Source organism: Lentzea sp. DG1S-22 (assembly GCF_036321065.1).
Taxonomy (GTDB): Bacteria; Actinomycetota; Actinomycetes; order Mycobacteriales; family Pseudonocardiaceae; genus Lentzea; species Lentzea jiangxiensis.
The window spans coordinates 7,476,820-7,491,172 of the sequence record NZ_CP143276.1; the positions used below are offsets into that span (position 1 = coordinate 7,476,820).

The window sequence follows — 14,353 nt, forward strand, 5'->3', positions numbered from 1 at the left end:
TCGGTTCGTGGAGAAGCGAAACGCAGGCAGGTTGAACCGCCAGGTCGGCGTCGTGGGGCTGGGGTGCTGGCAGCTCGGCGCGGACTGGGGCGAGGTGGACGAGAGCGACGCGCTCGCGCTGCTGCACGCCGCCGCCGACACGGGTGTCGACTTCTTCGACACCGCTGACGTGTACGGCGACGGTCGCAGCGAGACGCTCGTCGGGCGGTTCCTGAAGGAGCGCAAGGACGACGGGATCTTCGTCGCCACGAAGATGGGGCGACGGCTGCCGGCGCAGGTCGCGGAGGGGTACAGCCGGGAAAACTTCCTCGCGTGGAACGACCGGAGCCGCCGCAACCTGGGTGTCGACACGCTGGACCTCGTGCAGCTGCACTGCCCGCCCACGGCCGTGTACAGCCGCGACGAGGTGTACGACACCTTGGACGAGATGGTGGAGCAGCAGCGGATCGCCGCTTACGGCGTGTCCGTGGAGAAGGTCGAGGAGGCGCTGGAGGCGATCAGGCGTCCGCACGTGGCCAGCGTGCAGATCATCCTGAACGCGTTCCGGCTCAAGCCCCTCGAGGAGGTGCTGCCCAGGGCCGCGGAGGCGGGGGTCGCGATCATCGCGCGGGTGCCGCTCGCTTCCGGGTTGCTGACCGGGAAGTACGACAGGACGACGACCTTCGGCGCGGACGACCACCGCAACTACAACCGCAACGGTGAGGCGTTCGACGTCGGCGAGACCTTCTCCGGGGTGCCCTACGAGGTCGGCCTGGAGGCGGTGGAACGCCTGCGGCCGCTGGTGCCGGAAGGTGCCACGATGGCGCAGTTCGCGCTCAGGTGGATCGTGGACCAGGTCGGTGTCACGGTGGTGATCCCGGGTGCTCGCAACGTGGAGCAGGCACGCGCCAACTCGCAGGCCGCGGACCTGGCGCCGGTGGACGGCAAGGCCGTCGAGGCCGTGTACGACGAGCTGATCCGGCCGCACGTGCACGACCGGTGGTAGGTCACTCCTCGGCGAGGATGGCGTAGAGCTTGCGCCGCAGGCCGTTGTAGAGCTCGACCGCGCGGGCCTTCTGCTCCGGCGTGCCCGCGTGGGAGATCTGCTCCATCGCGGCGCCGAGCAGGCGGACCGCCGTGCGCAGCTCGCCGTCCACCGGGTCCAGCTGGATCTCGATGTCGCGCCAGGGCGGGGCCGTGTGCTCCGTCCTGCCGTGCTCGGTGAGGTCGAACAGCTTCTTGCCCCCGTCCTCCGCTGAGGAGATGAGGCCTTCGTCGGCGAGCATCTGCAGCGTCGGGTAGACCGAGCCGGGGCTCGGGCTCCACACGCCGCCGGTGCGCCGGGCGATCTCCTGGATGATCTCGTAGCCGTGCATCGGCCGTTCTGCCAGCAACGCCAGAACCGCAGCCCGGACGTTGCCGCGCCTCTGGCGACCGCCCCCGCCCCTGCCGCCGCCCCCGAAGGGGCCGTGGCGGTGCCTGTGGTGGTGTTCTCGGTGGTGTGGTCTCATCATCATGTCGTTAACGATATATCGGAACCTATCGCGATGTAACGGTCTTGTGTTGCCGGAGTTCGTGGGACACTAGATGTGCTATGACCTCGCTTCCCCTTGTCTTCGACGCGCCCAAGCGCGGCCTGCCGCCGCGCCACCTCGTCGACCTGTCGCCCGCCGAACGCGCCGAGGCCGTTGCGGCCCTGGGTGAAAAGCCGTTCCGGGCCAAGCAGCTGTCGAACCACTACTTCAGCCGCCTGACCGTCGACCCGGCCGAGATGACCGACATCCCGGCCGCGACGCGCGACAAGCTGGTCGCGGACCTGATGCCGCCGCTGTTCACGGTCGTGCGCAAGGTCACCACCGACGAGGGCACGACGGCGAAGACGCTGCTGCGCGCGCACGACGGCACGCTCATCGAGTCCGTGCTGATGCGCTACCCGGACCGGGCGACGCTGTGCATCTCGTCGCAGGCGGGGTGCGGCATGGCGTGCCCGTTCTGCGCGACCGGCCAGGGCGGCCTGCAGCGCAACCTGTCGACCGCGGAGATCGTGGACCAGGTGCGCCTCGGCGCCGCCGCCATGCGCGACGGCGACCTGCCCGGCGGCCCCGGCCGCCTGTCGAACATCGTCTTCATGGGCATGGGTGAGCCGCTCGCGAACTACAAGCGCATCCTCGAGGCCGTCCACCGCATCTGCGACCCCGCGCCGGACGGCCTGGGCATCTCGCAGCGCCACGTGACGGTGTCGACGGTCGGGCTCGTGCCGGCGATCAAGAAGCTGACCGAGGAGAACCTGCAGGTCCGCCTCGCGGTGTCGCTGCACACGCCGGACGACGAGCTGCGCGACACCCTGGTGCCGGTCAACACGCGCTGGAACGTCGCCGAGGTGCTGGAGGCCGCCCGCGGGTACGCCGACAAGACCGGGCGCCGCGTCTCGATCGAGTACGCGCTGATCCGCGACATCAACGACCAGGGGTGGCGCGCCGACCTGCTCGGCAAGAAGCTGCGCAAGCACCTCGGGCAGCTCGTGCACGTGAACCTGATCCCGCTGAACCCGACTCCGGGGTCCAAGTGGGACGCCTCGCCGAAGCCGGTGGAGCGGGAGTTCGTGCGGCGGGTCCGGGAACAGGGTGTCGAGTGCACCGTGCGGGACACGCGCGGGCAGGAGATCGCGGCGGCCTGCGGTCAGCTCGCCGCCGAAGGCTGAGCCGGACCGTCGCGATGCCGCGGTACCGCGTCAAGATGACGTGGTGGTCGACAGGGTCGAGCCGGGGCACGTGCCCTTCGTCGTGACCGTCGACGAGTAGCCGGACCGCATCGCGGCGGCCAGCGGTTCGCTCGTGGCCGGGGACTGAGCGAAAATCAGTCGCTGAGGTCCACTGCGGCTCTTACCGTTCCCCGCGATGAAACTTGCGGGGGAACGCTGGCGCACGCTCGTCAGCACGGTGCGGCTGGGCCGCGACGAGTACCGGGTGGTGCAGCCTGCCCGGCCGGTCGCGCATGCGTCGATGCACCTCGCGTCGTGCGGCGTGAGCGTCACGGTGAACAAGGCGTCGGCGCGCGAGCTGGCCATGGCGTGGGCGTTCGCGATGCGGTCGCCTCGCACGCTGGTGTACCTGCCGTTGCGGCAGAGCGGCTGTGAATGCCGGATGTACGCCGACGACGGCGACATCTCGGTCGATCTCGTGTTGTTGCACCACAGCTTGGGGTTCGCCGCGTCGCGGTGGAAGGAAGTGCGCGCCAGGCTCCGGGGTGGACGGCCGCACACCGTTGTGTGCCAGGGGTTGCCGAGAGGCGTGCTGCGGCGGGGGGAGGTTCTTCGCCGCGACTTCAAGGACGACCTCCGCTACCACTTCGCGGCCGACACCGCCTTCTTCACCGGCAGCCGGAAGGCGTTCGCGGCCACCGGCGAGGAGCTGCTGGACATGGTCGAGGACTGGCCGCGGCTCATGCACGAGAGGCAGCGGGAAGGCTTCTGCGCCGAGATCGTCGCGAAGGGCATGGGCAGCAGGGAGCAGTTGCACGTCCAGTACTGCCTCGAACACCGCGTGAGCACGCGCCGATGAAGCTCGAAGGGGCGCGGTGGCGCACGCTCGTCACCACCGTGCGGCTGGGGCCCGAGGAGTACCGGGTCGTGCAGCCCGCCAAGCCCTTGGAGCACGCGCCGCTGTACGAGGGGTACATGGGCGTCGAGTCGTGCGTGACCAAGGCGTCGGCGCTCGGCATCGCGATGGCGTGGGCGTTCGCGATGCGGTCGCCACGCACGCTGGTGTACCTGCCGTTGCGGCAGAGCGATTGCGAGTGCCGCGGCAACGGCGGACCGGCGCTGGACCTCGTGCTGCTCCACCACAGCCTCGGGTTCCGCCTCTCGACGTGGCGGGACGTGCGGGCCAGGCTTCGGGGTGGGCGGCCGCACACCGTTGTCTCCCGTGCCATACCTCGGGAGCACCCGCCGCCGGAGTGGGAAAGGGAGGAGCTGCGCGCCGAGATCGTGGAAGGCACCGTGTTCGTCGTCGGCGGCAAGGCCGCGTTCCAGGCAGGCGGGCAGGCGTTCCGGCAGTTGGTGGAGGACTGCCCGCGGCACATGCACGAGGCCCCCGGCACGCATTGCTGCGCCGAGGTCATGGCCAAGGGCCGGCACGAGAACTGGTTGCACGTCGTGTACTGCGACGAGCACCGGGTGAGCACGCGCCGATGAAGCTCGAAGTGGCGCGGTGGCGGACGCTGATCAGCACCGTCAGGTTGGGACGGGACGAGTACCGGGTCGTGCGGCCTGCCAAACCGTCGCGGCACGCGTCGATGTACATCACGGACGACGCGTATCGCAACGCGGAACTGCTCGTCGACAAGGTGGCTGCTCGTGAGCTGGCGATGGCGTGGGAGCTCGCGATGCGGTCGCCGCGCACGTTGGTGTACCTGCCGTTGCGGCAGGCCGAGTACGAGTGCCGGTCGTTCGAGGAGGACGACGAGCCGTTGCTGGACCTCGTGTTGATGCACCACAGCCTCGGGTTTCCGCCGTCGCTGTGGAAAGAGGTGCGGGCGCGGCTCGGGCGGGGGAGGCCGCACGTCGTCCGGAGCAGGGGGTTCCCGCCGGTCGAGAGCCTGCTCGCGCCGGACTACCAGCCGCTGCGCCGCGCACCTACCGCGACGTGGTGCGGCACCACGTCGCGGCTCACACGGTGTTCCTCACGGGGAGCCGGAAGGCGTTCGCGCTCACCGGGGAACAGTGGCGGTGGCTGGTCGAGGACGGGCCGCGCTGGATCCACGAGAACCCCGGCCGGCACTGCTGCGCGGAGGTCGCGGTCGAGCGGGACTGGGACTGGCTGCACGTCGTCCGCTGCGACGATCACCGAGTCGGCGTGAACGCCTGACGCCGGCGCGGAGTTCTGCGAAGCTCCGTTCATGGGAGTGTTCTGCGACTACTTCGCCGCGCCGTCCGACGAGCTCGCGGCCACCGCGATCGAGGACGGGCCGGTGGGTCTGTTCAGGACGGTCGAGACCAAGTCGCTCGACCCCGTCGTGGTGATGGGACAGCTGGAGGAGCTGCTGACCGGCCGCCCCTACACCGAGGTCGTCCAGGACCCGAGGTGCGGTCACGGCGTTGCCGTGGAACACGACGGGAACGTGGCGGTCCTCGCCGTCACCGACGGCCTGCGGGACGGGCTCGCGGCCGCCGGTGACCTGGACGGGGTCTCGGTGCGGTGGGCCGGGATCGAGGAGCTGGAGGGGTTCGAGGCCGCCGTGCTCGCCGAGGTCCTGGCGGAGCTGCGGGACCTCGCCTCCGAAGCGCGGAAGAACGGCGAGCGGCTCTACTGCTGGGCCTGCGTCTAGGGTTTCACCCCGGTCGCGCGGCGTTGTCGATCCGGTCGGCGAACGGCTGGAACTGCCGGACAGGAACCTGCCGCCACGACCGTGCGGCTACCATGCGGCCTCGTGGGGGATTCGACAAGGCTGGTCGCGGGCAGGTACGCGACGCTCAGAGAGCTGGGCCGGGGCGGCATGGGGGTCGTCTGGCTGGCGGAGGACAGGGTCATCGGCCGGCAGGTCGCGCTCAAGGAGCTGCGGACCGGCGAGACCGAGCGGGTGCTGCGGGAAGCACGCACGGCAGGGCGCCTGAACAGCCCGAACGTCGTCGGCATCTACGACGTCATCGTCGAGCACGGCGTCACGTACCTGGTCATGGAGCTGGTCGAGGCGCCCACGCTCTCCGAGGTCATGGCCCGCAGGGTCCTCACCGAGGACGAGGTCGCGGACATCGGCCTGCAGACCCTCAACGCCCTGGAAGCGGCGCATGCGGCGGGGATCGTGCACCGGGACGTCAAGCCCAGCAACATCATGGTGCTGCCCGACGGACGCGTGAAGCTCGCCGACTTCGGCATCGCCCGCGCGATGGACGACCCGGGCCTCACGGCGACCGGCGGCATCATGGGCTCGCCCGGCTACATGGCGCCGGAGCTGTTCGCGGGCAAGCAACCCTCGCCGGCGAGCGACCTCTGGGCGTTGGGCGCCACGATGTTCCACGCCGTGGAGGGGCGTTCTCCGTTCCAGCGCGACACGACCGCGGCCACGATGCACGCGATCATGTACGAGGAGCCGGTCCTCCAGCGCACCAGGGGCCCGCTCGCGGACACGATCATGGCGTTGCTGACCCAGGACGACACCCGGCGGCTCACCGCGGCCCAGCTGCGCGAACGGCTCGAGAACCGCACCGGCGTCGTGAAGCCGTTGACGCCGTCCGAGCAGACCGTCGTCATCGAACCGGTCACCGGCTACGTCGTGCCGCAGGCGGCGACGCGGGACGACTGGAGCGACGGGAAACCCAGGTCGCGCAAGAAGGTCGGCCTGTTCGCCGGTGCGGCGGCGGTCGTCGTGGTGATCGCCCTGGCCGCCGTCTTCCTGGTGAAGCCCGAGACGAGGCAGGGCGAAGCCGCTGCCGCACAACAGGGTCCGGCTCCCGCGCAACCGTCCTCGACGGCGAGCAGCACGCCCTCCAGCACGGCGAGCAGCAGCAGTGCGGCTCCGAGCAGCAGCAGCGCGGCGCCGTCGTCCACGCAGGTGTCGAAGCCTTCCCAGACGTCGCAGGCAGGACAGCCCCAGCCGACCACGACACCGCCGAAGCCACCGCGCGAGACCCTGGCGTTCTCCCGCTACCGCAACGCCAACGGCTGGCACTACAGCGGAACGCCGAACATCGCGGTGCCGCCGGGCTTCACGGTGGAGAACACCGGCGGCCTCGGCAAGCTCCTCGCCAAGCCGGAGCCGGGCACGAAGCCGTTGTACAGCTGCATCATCAACAACTCGGAAGACCGCATGACGTCGGCTTCGGACGGGTGCGAGGGGCAGAAGCGCTACGGCGGCGTCCTCGGCCACGTCTTCACCAGCAAGCCCGCCGACGTCGGCTCGCTGCCGCTGCACCGCTGCAACATGGGCGGCCACCACTTCGACTCGGTGGCGGGCTGCGAGGGCTACCCGCAGGAGTTCGTGCAGGGCTGGGTGCTCACCTGACCGGCCCGGTCAGCGGGTCGTGGCGGGTTCCAGGCCGACCGGCGCCGAGCTGTCGAACGTCTCCCTCGCCTCGGCGACGGACTCGTAGTTCTGCTGCGCCCACAACCGCAGCGCGGCCAGCGGCTCGGTGACGCTGCGCCCGAGCTCGGTCAGCTCGTACTCGACGCGCAACGGCACCGAGGGGTAGACCGTGCGCGTGACGAGCCCATCGCGCTCCAAGGTGCGCAACGTCTGGGTGAGCATCTTCTGGCTGATGCCTTCCAGCCGGCGCTTGAGCTCACCGAACCGCTTGGGCCCGTCCTCGAGGTCGCCGATCACCAACGCCGTCCACTTGGACGCGACCATGTCCAGCAGGTCGCGGCACGGGCACATCCTGAGGTAAACGTCCCTGATCACGGGTAGTTTCTACCAGGTACCCAGTGCACAAGATAGTGCCTGGTTGTCAAAGGTGACCTGCTCTCCCAGGATTGAGGGCATGCGAGCGATCACCCAGAACGAGTTCGGCGGCCCCCTCACCCTCACCGAGGTTCCCAAGCCCACGCCGCTTCCGACGGAGGTGCTGGTCAGGGTCCACGCGGCCGGCGTCAACCCGGTGGACTGGAAGACCCGCGCCGGCAGCGGCATGGCCGGGCTCCAGACGTTCCCGTTCATCAACGGCTGGGACGTCTCCGGCGTGGTCGAGGAGGTCGGCTTCGGCGTCACGACCCTCAAGCCCGGAGACGAGGTCTACGGCATGCCGTGGTTCCCGCGGGCCGCGGGCGCCTACGCCGAGTACGTCACCGCGCCGTCGCGGCACTTCGCGAAGAAGCCGAAGAGCCTCACCCACGTCGAGGCGGCCGCGCTGCCCCTCGCCGCCCTGACCGCGCACCAGATCCTCATCGACACCGCTGACCTGCGGAAAGGGCAGAAGGTGCTGATCTCGGCCGCGGCGGGTGGCGTTGGTCACCTCGCCGTGCAGATCGCGAAGGCGCACGGCGCATACGTCATCGGCACCGCGCGCGAGCCGAAGCACGCGTTCCTGAAGGACCTCGGCGCCGACGAGGTGGTCGACTACACCCAGGGTGACTACCAGGGCACCGACATCGACCTGTACGTCGACCTGGTCGGCGGCGCGTCACCGGCTCCGGTGCGGCCCGGCGGGCTGTTCGTCGGCGTGCCGTCCGGAGTGGACCGGCAGAGCCGCGACGACATCAGGACGAGCCCGATCCTGGTCGAACCCGACCGCGCGGGGCTCGAGGCCGTCGCCGCGCTGGTCGAGTCGGGTGAGCTCAGGGTGCACGTCGACGCGACGTTCCCGCTGGAGGACGCCGAAAAGGCGCATGCCCTGGGCGAGACGGGTCGCACCCAGGGCAAGATCGTGCTCGAGACGCTCTAGCGGCGCCAGGGCTTCTTGCGGCGCGCGGCGTCCCACAGCAGCAGGGCGATGATCGAGACACCGGAGGCGACGAGCCAGATGTTCTCGGTCTGACCGTGGTGGTTGCCGATCAGCATCAGGAAGCAGAAGATCGCGGAGAGCCAGCCCGCGATGCGGGTGCCCTTGGGGAACGTGCCGTGCCAGCCCCACTCGGCCGACGGCTCCTCGTGCGGGTCGACGGCAGGACGCTTGTCCAGTTCCGAGGACGTGGCCACGGTTTCCTCCACTGCTCATCCGGATTACGGGGCCATCGTCGCACATGTGGGCGGGGACGGATGTGTGAGGTCGCGCGCGCACGACTGACGGGCGAGGTGACGCCGGTCTAGGCTCAGCGCGGCCCCACCCGTCCGACCTCGAAGGCGCCTCGACTTGACCGGCTTCTCCCCCGCCGAGGCCTCCGCCCCGGACACGTTCGCCCCCGTCGAGATCGGTCTCCACGGCGTGCGCAAGCGCTTCTCCGACCAGGTGGCGGTCGACGGCGTCTCGCTGAACGTCCACGAGGGCGAGTTCTTCTCCGTCCTCGGCCCGTCCGGCTGCGGCAAGACCACGGTGCTGCGCATGATCGCGGGGTTCGTCGACCCGGACGAGGGCCGCATCGAGCTCGACGGCAACGACATGGTCGGCGTCCCTCCCCACCGGCGGGACGTCAACACCGTCTTCCAGTCGTACGCGCTGTTCCCGCACATGACGGTGTGGGACAACGTCGCGTACGGCCTCAAGCGCAAGAAGATCCGCGGCGACGAGCTGAAGAAGCGCGTCGGCGAGCACCTCGAGCTCGTGCGGCTCTCGCAGTTCGCCAAGCGCAGGCCCGCGCAGCTCTCCGGCGGTCAGCAGCAGCGCGTCGCCATCGCCCGTGCGCTGGCCGCCGGGCCCCGGCTGCTGCTGCTCGACGAACCCCTCGGCGCGCTCGACGCCAAGCTCCGCAAGGAGCTGCAGATCGAGCTGATGCGCATCCAGCGCGAGGTCGGCACGACGTTCCTCCACGTCACGCACGACCAGGAAGAGGCGCTGGTCCTGTCGCACCGCATCGCGGTCATGAACGCGGGCAAGATCGAGCAGGTGGGCTACCCCGAGGACGTCTACGAGCGCCCCGCGACCCGGTTCGTCGCCGGCTTCATCGGCACCTCGAACATCCTCGACGCGGTCGTGTCCGGTGTGGACGGTGAGTTCGCCGCCCTCCGGGCACCGGGGGCGGAACACCTGCGCGCCAAGTTCTCCGGCAGCGTCGGCCACGGCCGCGAGGTCGCCGCCACCGTCCGCCCGGAGAAGGTGCACCTGTTCGACGAGTCCGCCGAGCCCCCGGCGGGCTGGTGCGTGCTCAGGGGCGTCGTCCAGGACGTCGTCTACACGGGCGTCTCCACGCAGTTCGTGGTCGAGACGCCCGCCGGTGTGCTGTCGGCGTTCGTGCAGAACGCCCAGCGCATCGACGACGCGGGCGCGCCGGGCCAGCCGGTGCGGATGGCGTGGGACCCGGAGTTCACCGTGCTGCTGGAGGGCTCGGATGGCTGACCGGGTCCGGATCGCCCGGCTGTGGGACGTCGACAGCCCGCGGGTGACCCGGCGCGCGATGCTGGGCTCGATGGCGTTCTTCGCCCTCGCGGCGTGCGCCGTCGGTCCGGCGCCGACGAACTCCGGTGGCTCCGGCGGCGCCGCCAAGGCCGCGAACCTGCTGGACGAGCCGAAGCTCAACTTCTACAACTGGACCGACTACATCGCGCCGGAGACGTTGCCCGCCTTCACGTCCGCGAGCGGCATCGAGGTCACGTACGACAACTTCTCGACCAACGACGAGATGGAAGCCAAGATCGCGTCCGGGCAGGCCGGGTACGACCTGGTGGTGCCGAGCGACAACTTCCTGCGCCGGTTCCTGCGGTCCGGGCTCCTGCAGCCGCTCGACCACGACGCGCTCCCGAACCTGCGCAACCTGGAGCCGCGGTTCGCCGAGGCCGAGTACGACCCCGGCAACCGGTACTCCGTGCCGTGGGCCTGGGGCACGACCGGACTCGCGTACTCGAAGGCGGAGATCGGCGGCGAGGTCACCGGCTTCGACGCCTTCGACCTGCCGAACGCCCGGGGGCGCAGCTCGATCCTCGACGAGGCCCGCGACGGCATGGCGATCGGCCTGCTCAAGCTCGGCCACGACCCGAACACCACCGACGCGCGGCAGATCGACGAGGCCGCGAACTTCCTGCTGTCGCTCAAGAAGAAGCTCGGCCAGATCACCTCGGACGTGATCGAACCGCTGACGTCGGGGCAGGTGCGGCTCGCGCAGGCGTACTCCGGCGACGCGTTCCAGGCCCGCGAGACCACCGAGGACGTCGGCTACGCGATCCCGGCGGAGGGTGGACTGTCCTACGTGGACCTGCTCGTCATCCCGAAGGACGCGCCGCACGCCGCGAACGCGCACCGGTTCATCGACTTCGTCCTCGGCGCGGAGGCGGGCGCGGCGCTGTCCAACGCCGTCCGGTACGGCAGCCCCAACGCCGCCGCGAAGCCGTTGATCGACAAGGAGCTGCTGAACGACCCGGTGGTCTACCCGCCGGACGAGCAGCTGGCGAAGCTCCCGTTCACCAAGGACCTCGGCGGCGACGCCGAAGCGCTCTACGCCGACGCCTGGACGAAGGTCAAGACCGGCTGACCGGCATGGACCTCATGCCCCGGATCGCCACCGAGTCGCGGAACGTCACGGGACCCGCCTGCCGCAGATCCGGCATGCGGCGGGCCAGCGCGCGCAACGCCACGTCGCCCTCCATGCGCGCGAGCGTCGCGCCCAGGCAGTAGTGGATGCCGCTGGAGAACGCGAGGTGCTCGGGCTTGTGCACGCGCATCACGTCGAACTTGTGCGGCTCGGGGTAGACCTCGGGATCGCGGTTCGCGGCGGCGAGCAGGAGCGTCACCACCTCGTCCTTGCCGATCGCGTCGACCCGCTCGTGCGCGATCCGGCTGGTCAGCTGCACCGGCGGCGCCCACCGCAGCGTCTCCTCGACCACGTCGGGCGCGAGGTCCGGGTTGGCCTTGAACAACCTCCACTGCGCGGGGTGGTCGAGCAGCGCACGGGTGGCGTTGCCGATGAGGTTCACCGTGGTCTCGAAGCCCGCGACCAGCAACAGCACCAGGGTGCCGAGCATCTCCTGCGCGGTGAGCCTCTGCTCCGCCTCCGCGGCGACCAGCGAGCTGATCACGTCGTCGCCGGGCGTCCTGCGGCGTTCCGCGATGAGCCGGTCGAACAGCGCGAGCACCTTGTCGTGGGCCTCGGACATCTCCGGCGTGACCCCGGAGTCGAACGACGCGGCGACCAGCGCGCCGTAGTCGGCGAACTCCGCGGTGTCGGAGTCGGGGATGCCGAGCAGGTCGCTGATCACCGAGATCGGCAGCGGCGCCGCGAAGTCGGCGATCAGGTCGAACTCGTCGCGGTCGAGCAACGCGTCGGCGACCTTCTCCACGCGCGCCCGGTACTCGTCGATCTTCTTCGGGCTGAACGCCGGCATGGCGAGCCTGCGCAGCCGCGTGTGGTCGGGCGGATCGAGCTCCAGGAACGAGTCGGGCAGCAGGCTGCCGCCGGCCGGGTAGCCGCCGTCGGCGAACCGGACGCCGAAGCGGCGGTCGCGCAGGACCTTGTTGGCCAGCGCGTGGCTCGTCGTGAGCCACGTCCCGTTGTCCCGCGTCAGCGGTCCCTGCGCGCGGAGTCGTTCGTAGATCGGGTGCGGGTCTTCATGTCCGGTCAGCTGGTCCAGCACTTGCTACCCCCTCGAACACAGTGGTGAGCACGAACCGGGGAGCGTCCAGCGGCGCCAGACGGCCGTCGCTGATCGCTTCCCAGGCGTTGAAGAGCCCGGCGTAGAGGGTCTGCAGGATCCACCACGCGGGCAGGTCGCGGCGCAGCGTCGTGCCCTGCAGCCGGGTGATCAGGTCGAGCACGGGCCGGTCCATCTCGCGGATGCGGGCCGCCAGCTCCTCGTCGCGTTCCAGGCCGGGGAAGCGGAGCAGGAACTCCACCCGCGGGCCCAGCGCGACCAGGCGGGTGACCAGGTCTTCGAGCGCCTCGTCGGAGCCGAAGTCGACCTCGCGGGCGACCGAGTAGATCAGGTCGAGCGCGTCGCTCGCGACGGCGCGGACCAGTGCCGCGCGGGTCGGGAAGCGCTTGTGGAGTGTGGTCCTGCCGACACCGGCGGCCCGCGCGACGTCGCTCAGCGAGGCCGTCGGGTCCTTGAGCAGCACCGACGTTGCCGTCTGAAGCAGGTGAACACTCATGTTCACAACGGTACACGAATGTTCGCGCTGGTGCGGTGGCAAGATGCGGCCCGTGCTCCGACGCTGGCTGAAGGCCAACGCCCTCCTCGCCCCGACCGGGATCTGGCTGGGGATCTTCCTGATCGCGCCGCTGGTCGTGGTCGTCGAGTTCAGCTTCGCGACCAGGAACACCGGGGTCGCCCGCGCGGTGCTGCCGTGGACGGCGCAGGCGTACCTGACGGCGCTCGACCCGGCGTTCCTGCCGATCTTCGGGCGGACCCTGCTGTACGCCGGTGCGACCACGCTGTTGTGCCTGGTGCTCGGCTTCCCGCTGGCGTGGTTCATCGCGCGGCACGGCGGGCGCTACCGGACGGCGTTGCTCGCGGCGGTGCTGATCCCGTTCTGGTCGAGCTACCTCGCGCGGATCTACGCGTGGAAGGCGCTGCTGGACGGCGAAGGGCTCGTGAACACCGTGCTCGGCTGGGTCGGGCTGGACCGGGACGGCGGTTTCCTGCTGACCCACGGCGCCGTGGTGCTCGGCCTGACGTACGGCTTCCTGCCGTTCATGGTGCTGCCGCTCTACGTGGCCTGCGAGCGGTTCGACGTGCGCCTGGTGGAGGCGTCCCACGACCTCGGCCACGGGCGCGTGTCGACGTTCTTCCGCGTCGTGCTGCCGGGGGTGATGAGCGGTGTGCTGGCCGGGTCGCTGCTGGTGCTGGTGCCCGCGGCCGGTGACTTCGTGACGCCGAAGCTGCTCGGCGGGGTGGAGCAGTCGACGTTCGGGTCGGTGATCGACGACCAGTTCCGCGGCGGCAACAACTGGCCGCTGGGCTCGGTGATGGCGGTGCTGCTGCTGGTGCTCGTCGTGGTGGTGCTGGCGCTGCGTGGACGGCGCGGGGAGGACGTGCTGTGAACCGTCGTCCGTGGGCACTCGGCGCTGTCGTGGCGCTGGTGTTCCTGTTCTTGTACGCACCGATCGCGTGGCTCGCCATCGCGTCGTTCAACTCCTCGCGGTCGTTGTCGCGCATCAGCGGGTTCTCGCTGCAGTGGTACGCGGAGCTGGTGGACGACACGCGTGTGTTCGACTCGTTGCAGCTGACCTTGCAGCTCGCCCTGTCGTCTGCACTGATCTCGACGGTGATCGGGACGCTGGCGGCGTTCGGGCTGCGGCGGGCGTTCCCCGGCCGCGGGCTCTGGACGGTGCTGCTGTCGTTGCCGCTCGTGGTGCCCGAGGTGGTGCTGGGCGTGGCGATGCTGGGGTTCTTCGTGAAGCTCGCCGGTGTGCCGCTCGGGTTCGGGGCGCTGCTGTTCGCGCACGTGGCGTTCTCGCTGAGCTTCGTGGTCGTCGTGGTGCGGTCGCGGGTGTCCGGGATGGACGTCCGGCTGGAGGAGGCGGCGGCCGACCTCGGGGCGTCGCCGTTCGTGGCGTTCCGGACCGTGACGCTGCCGCTGGTGGCGCCCGCGGTCGTGGCCGGCGCGGCGTTCGCGTTCCTGCTGTCGTTCGACGACGTGGTGATCTCGTCGTACCTGACCGGTGTCGGCTCGACGACGCTGCCGGTGTTCGTCTACGCGCAGGCGTCGAAGCGCGGCATCTCGCCGGAGATCGTCGCGCTCTCGACGCTGATGGTGGCCGCGACGGCTCTTCTGCTGATCATCGGCGTCGTCTTCGCCTCCTGGCGGGCGCGCAGGGCCGGATCAGCCGCGAAGCTGGCCGGGTAGTCAACTTTCGTC

The 14,353-nt window shown here is 70.3% G+C and carries 17 protein-coding genes; 12 read left to right on the forward strand and 5 right to left on the reverse strand.

The genetic code is table 11. The annotated features are described in order from the left end of the window. Nucleotides 1–7: 7 nt before the first annotated feature. Nucleotides 8–985 (forward strand): aldo/keto reductase, encoded by a 978-nt coding sequence (locus tag V1227_RS35520; protein WP_329789544.1) that lies wholly within the window; start codon nt 8–10, stop codon nt 983–985. A 1-nt stretch (nt 986) separates the two neighbouring features. On the opposite strand, the gene V1227_RS35525 is transcribed toward V1227_RS35520, so the two are convergent. After that, entirely contained in the window at nt 987–1,373 is a 387-nt protein-coding gene (locus V1227_RS35525; protein ID WP_329789545.1) for a PadR family transcriptional regulator, read from the reverse strand. Nucleotides 1,374–1,573: 200 nt separating this feature from the next. On the opposite strand from V1227_RS35525, the gene rlmN reads away from it, so the two are divergent. The 6 genes from rlmN to V1227_RS35555 all read left to right on the forward strand — a co-directional run bounded on the left by rlmN (nt 1,574) and on the right by V1227_RS35555 (nt 6,978). Then, nucleotides 1,574–2,680 carry a 23S rRNA (adenine(2503)-C(2))-methyltransferase RlmN gene (gene rlmN / locus V1227_RS35530; RefSeq protein ID WP_329789546.1) on the forward strand — a complete coding sequence of 369 codons (1,107 nt, stop codon included), beginning with the start codon at nt 1,574–1,576 and terminating at the stop codon, nt 2,678–2,680. Nucleotides 2,681–2,876: 196 nt separating this feature from the next. Next, nucleotides 2,877–3,539 (forward strand): hypothetical protein, encoded by a 663-nt coding sequence (locus V1227_RS35535; protein ID WP_329789547.1) that lies wholly within the window; start codon nt 2,877–2,879, stop codon nt 3,537–3,539. Beyond that, on the forward strand, nt 3,536–4,171 hold the full coding sequence (locus tag V1227_RS35540; RefSeq protein WP_329789548.1) for a hypothetical protein: 636 nt from the start codon (nt 3,536–3,538) through the stop codon (nt 4,169–4,171). The genes V1227_RS35535 and V1227_RS35540 overlap by 4 nt, the downstream gene beginning before the upstream one ends. Beyond that, nucleotides 4,168–4,836, forward strand: a complete 669-nt coding sequence (locus V1227_RS35545) for a hypothetical protein (RefSeq protein WP_329789549.1) — start codon at nt 4,168–4,170, stop codon at nt 4,834–4,836. The genes V1227_RS35540 and V1227_RS35545 overlap by 4 nt, the downstream gene beginning before the upstream one ends. 39 nt (nt 4,837–4,875) lie before the next feature. After that, complete coding sequence (locus tag V1227_RS35550) at nt 4,876–5,304, forward strand: hypothetical protein (protein WP_329789550.1); 429 nt, start codon at nt 4,876–4,878, stop codon at nt 5,302–5,304. 102 nt (nt 5,305–5,406) lie between these two features. Continuing rightward, nucleotides 5,407–6,978: a serine/threonine-protein kinase gene (locus tag V1227_RS35555; protein ID WP_329789551.1), complete on the forward strand. Its 1,572-nt coding sequence runs from the start codon at nt 5,407–5,409 to the stop codon at nt 6,976–6,978. Nucleotides 6,979–6,987: 9 nt separating this feature from the next. Here the strand turns inward: V1227_RS35555 and V1227_RS35560 are convergent, their stop codons facing one another. Continuing rightward, complete coding sequence (locus tag V1227_RS35560; RefSeq protein ID WP_329794189.1) at nt 6,988–7,350, reverse strand: winged helix-turn-helix transcriptional regulator; 363 nt, start codon at nt 7,348–7,350, stop codon at nt 6,988–6,990. A gap of 103 nt (nt 7,351–7,453) precedes the next feature. On the opposite strand from V1227_RS35560, the gene V1227_RS35565 reads away from it, so the two are divergent. Beyond that, nucleotides 7,454–8,353 carry an NADP-dependent oxidoreductase gene (locus V1227_RS35565; RefSeq protein ID WP_329789552.1) on the forward strand — a complete coding sequence of 300 codons (900 nt, stop codon included), beginning with the start codon at nt 7,454–7,456 and terminating at the stop codon, nt 8,351–8,353. On the opposite strand, the gene V1227_RS35570 is transcribed toward V1227_RS35565, so the two are convergent. Beyond that, on the reverse strand, nt 8,350–8,607 hold the full coding sequence (locus V1227_RS35570) for a DUF2631 domain-containing protein (protein WP_236225225.1): 258 nt from the start codon (nt 8,605–8,607) through the stop codon (nt 8,350–8,352). The genes V1227_RS35565 and V1227_RS35570 overlap by 4 nt on opposite strands. Nucleotides 8,608–8,761: 154 nt before the next feature. Between V1227_RS35570 and V1227_RS35575 the strand changes: the two genes are divergently transcribed. Together V1227_RS35575 and V1227_RS35580 are read left to right on the forward strand one after the other, a co-directional pair. After that, complete coding sequence (locus tag V1227_RS35575; protein ID WP_329789553.1) at nt 8,762–9,901, forward strand: ABC transporter ATP-binding protein; 1,140 nt, start codon at nt 8,762–8,764, stop codon at nt 9,899–9,901. Beyond that, a complete protein-coding gene (locus V1227_RS35580; protein ID WP_329789554.1) occupies nt 9,894–11,030 on the forward strand; it encodes a polyamine ABC transporter substrate-binding protein in 1,137 nt (378 codons plus the stop codon). Before V1227_RS35575 ends, V1227_RS35580 begins: the two co-directional genes overlap by 8 nt. On the opposite strand, the gene V1227_RS35585 is transcribed toward V1227_RS35580, so the two are convergent. Further along, entirely contained in the window at nt 11,017–12,129 is a 1,113-nt protein-coding gene (locus V1227_RS35585) for a cytochrome P450 (protein ID WP_329789555.1), read from the reverse strand. The two genes, V1227_RS35580 and V1227_RS35585, sit on opposite strands and share 14 nt — an antisense overlap. Further along, nucleotides 12,104–12,643 (reverse strand): TetR/AcrR family transcriptional regulator, encoded by a 540-nt coding sequence (locus tag V1227_RS35590; protein ID WP_329789556.1) that lies wholly within the window; start codon nt 12,641–12,643, stop codon nt 12,104–12,106. The genes V1227_RS35585 and V1227_RS35590 overlap by 26 nt, the downstream gene beginning before the upstream one ends. Before the next feature lie 52 nt (nt 12,644–12,695). Here V1227_RS35590 and V1227_RS35595 point away from each other — a divergent pair, with 52 nt between their 5' ends. Both V1227_RS35595 and V1227_RS35600 read left to right on the forward strand, forming a co-directional pair. Beyond that, nucleotides 12,696–13,535, forward strand: a complete 840-nt coding sequence (locus tag V1227_RS35595) for an ABC transporter permease (protein ID WP_329789557.1) — start codon at nt 12,696–12,698, stop codon at nt 13,533–13,535. Beyond that, nucleotides 13,532–14,341: an ABC transporter permease gene (locus V1227_RS35600; RefSeq protein WP_329789558.1), complete on the forward strand. Its 810-nt coding sequence runs from the start codon at nt 13,532–13,534 to the stop codon at nt 14,339–14,341. Before V1227_RS35595 ends, V1227_RS35600 begins: the two co-directional genes overlap by 4 nt. Nucleotides 14,342–14,353 lie beyond the last annotated feature (12 nt).

Coding starts and splice junctions, on each gene's coding strand:
- V1227_RS35590 (WP_329789556.1), bottom strand. CDS start 12,643: ATGAGTGTTCACCTGCTTCAGACGGCAACGTCGGTGCTGCTCAAGGAC.
- V1227_RS35545 (WP_329789549.1), top strand. CDS start 4,168: ATGAAGCTCGAAGTGGCGCGGTGGCGGACGCTGATCAGCACCGTCAGG.
- V1227_RS35565 (WP_329789552.1), top strand. CDS start 7,454: ATGCGAGCGATCACCCAGAACGAGTTCGGCGGCCCCCTCACCCTCACC.
- V1227_RS35535 (WP_329789547.1), top strand. CDS start 2,877: ATGAAACTTGCGGGGGAACGCTGGCGCACGCTCGTCAGCACGGTGCGG.
- V1227_RS35560 (WP_329794189.1), bottom strand. CDS start 7,350: ATGTGCCCGTGCCGCGACCTGCTGGACATGGTCGCGTCCAAGTGGACG.
- rlmN (WP_329789546.1), top strand. CDS start 1,574: ATGACCTCGCTTCCCCTTGTCTTCGACGCGCCCAAGCGCGGCCTGCCG.
- V1227_RS35580 (WP_329789554.1), top strand. CDS start 9,894: ATGGCTGACCGGGTCCGGATCGCCCGGCTGTGGGACGTCGACAGCCCG.
- V1227_RS35540 (WP_329789548.1), top strand. CDS start 3,536: ATGAAGCTCGAAGGGGCGCGGTGGCGCACGCTCGTCACCACCGTGCGG.
- V1227_RS35550 (WP_329789550.1), top strand. CDS start 4,876: ATGGGAGTGTTCTGCGACTACTTCGCCGCGCCGTCCGACGAGCTCGCG.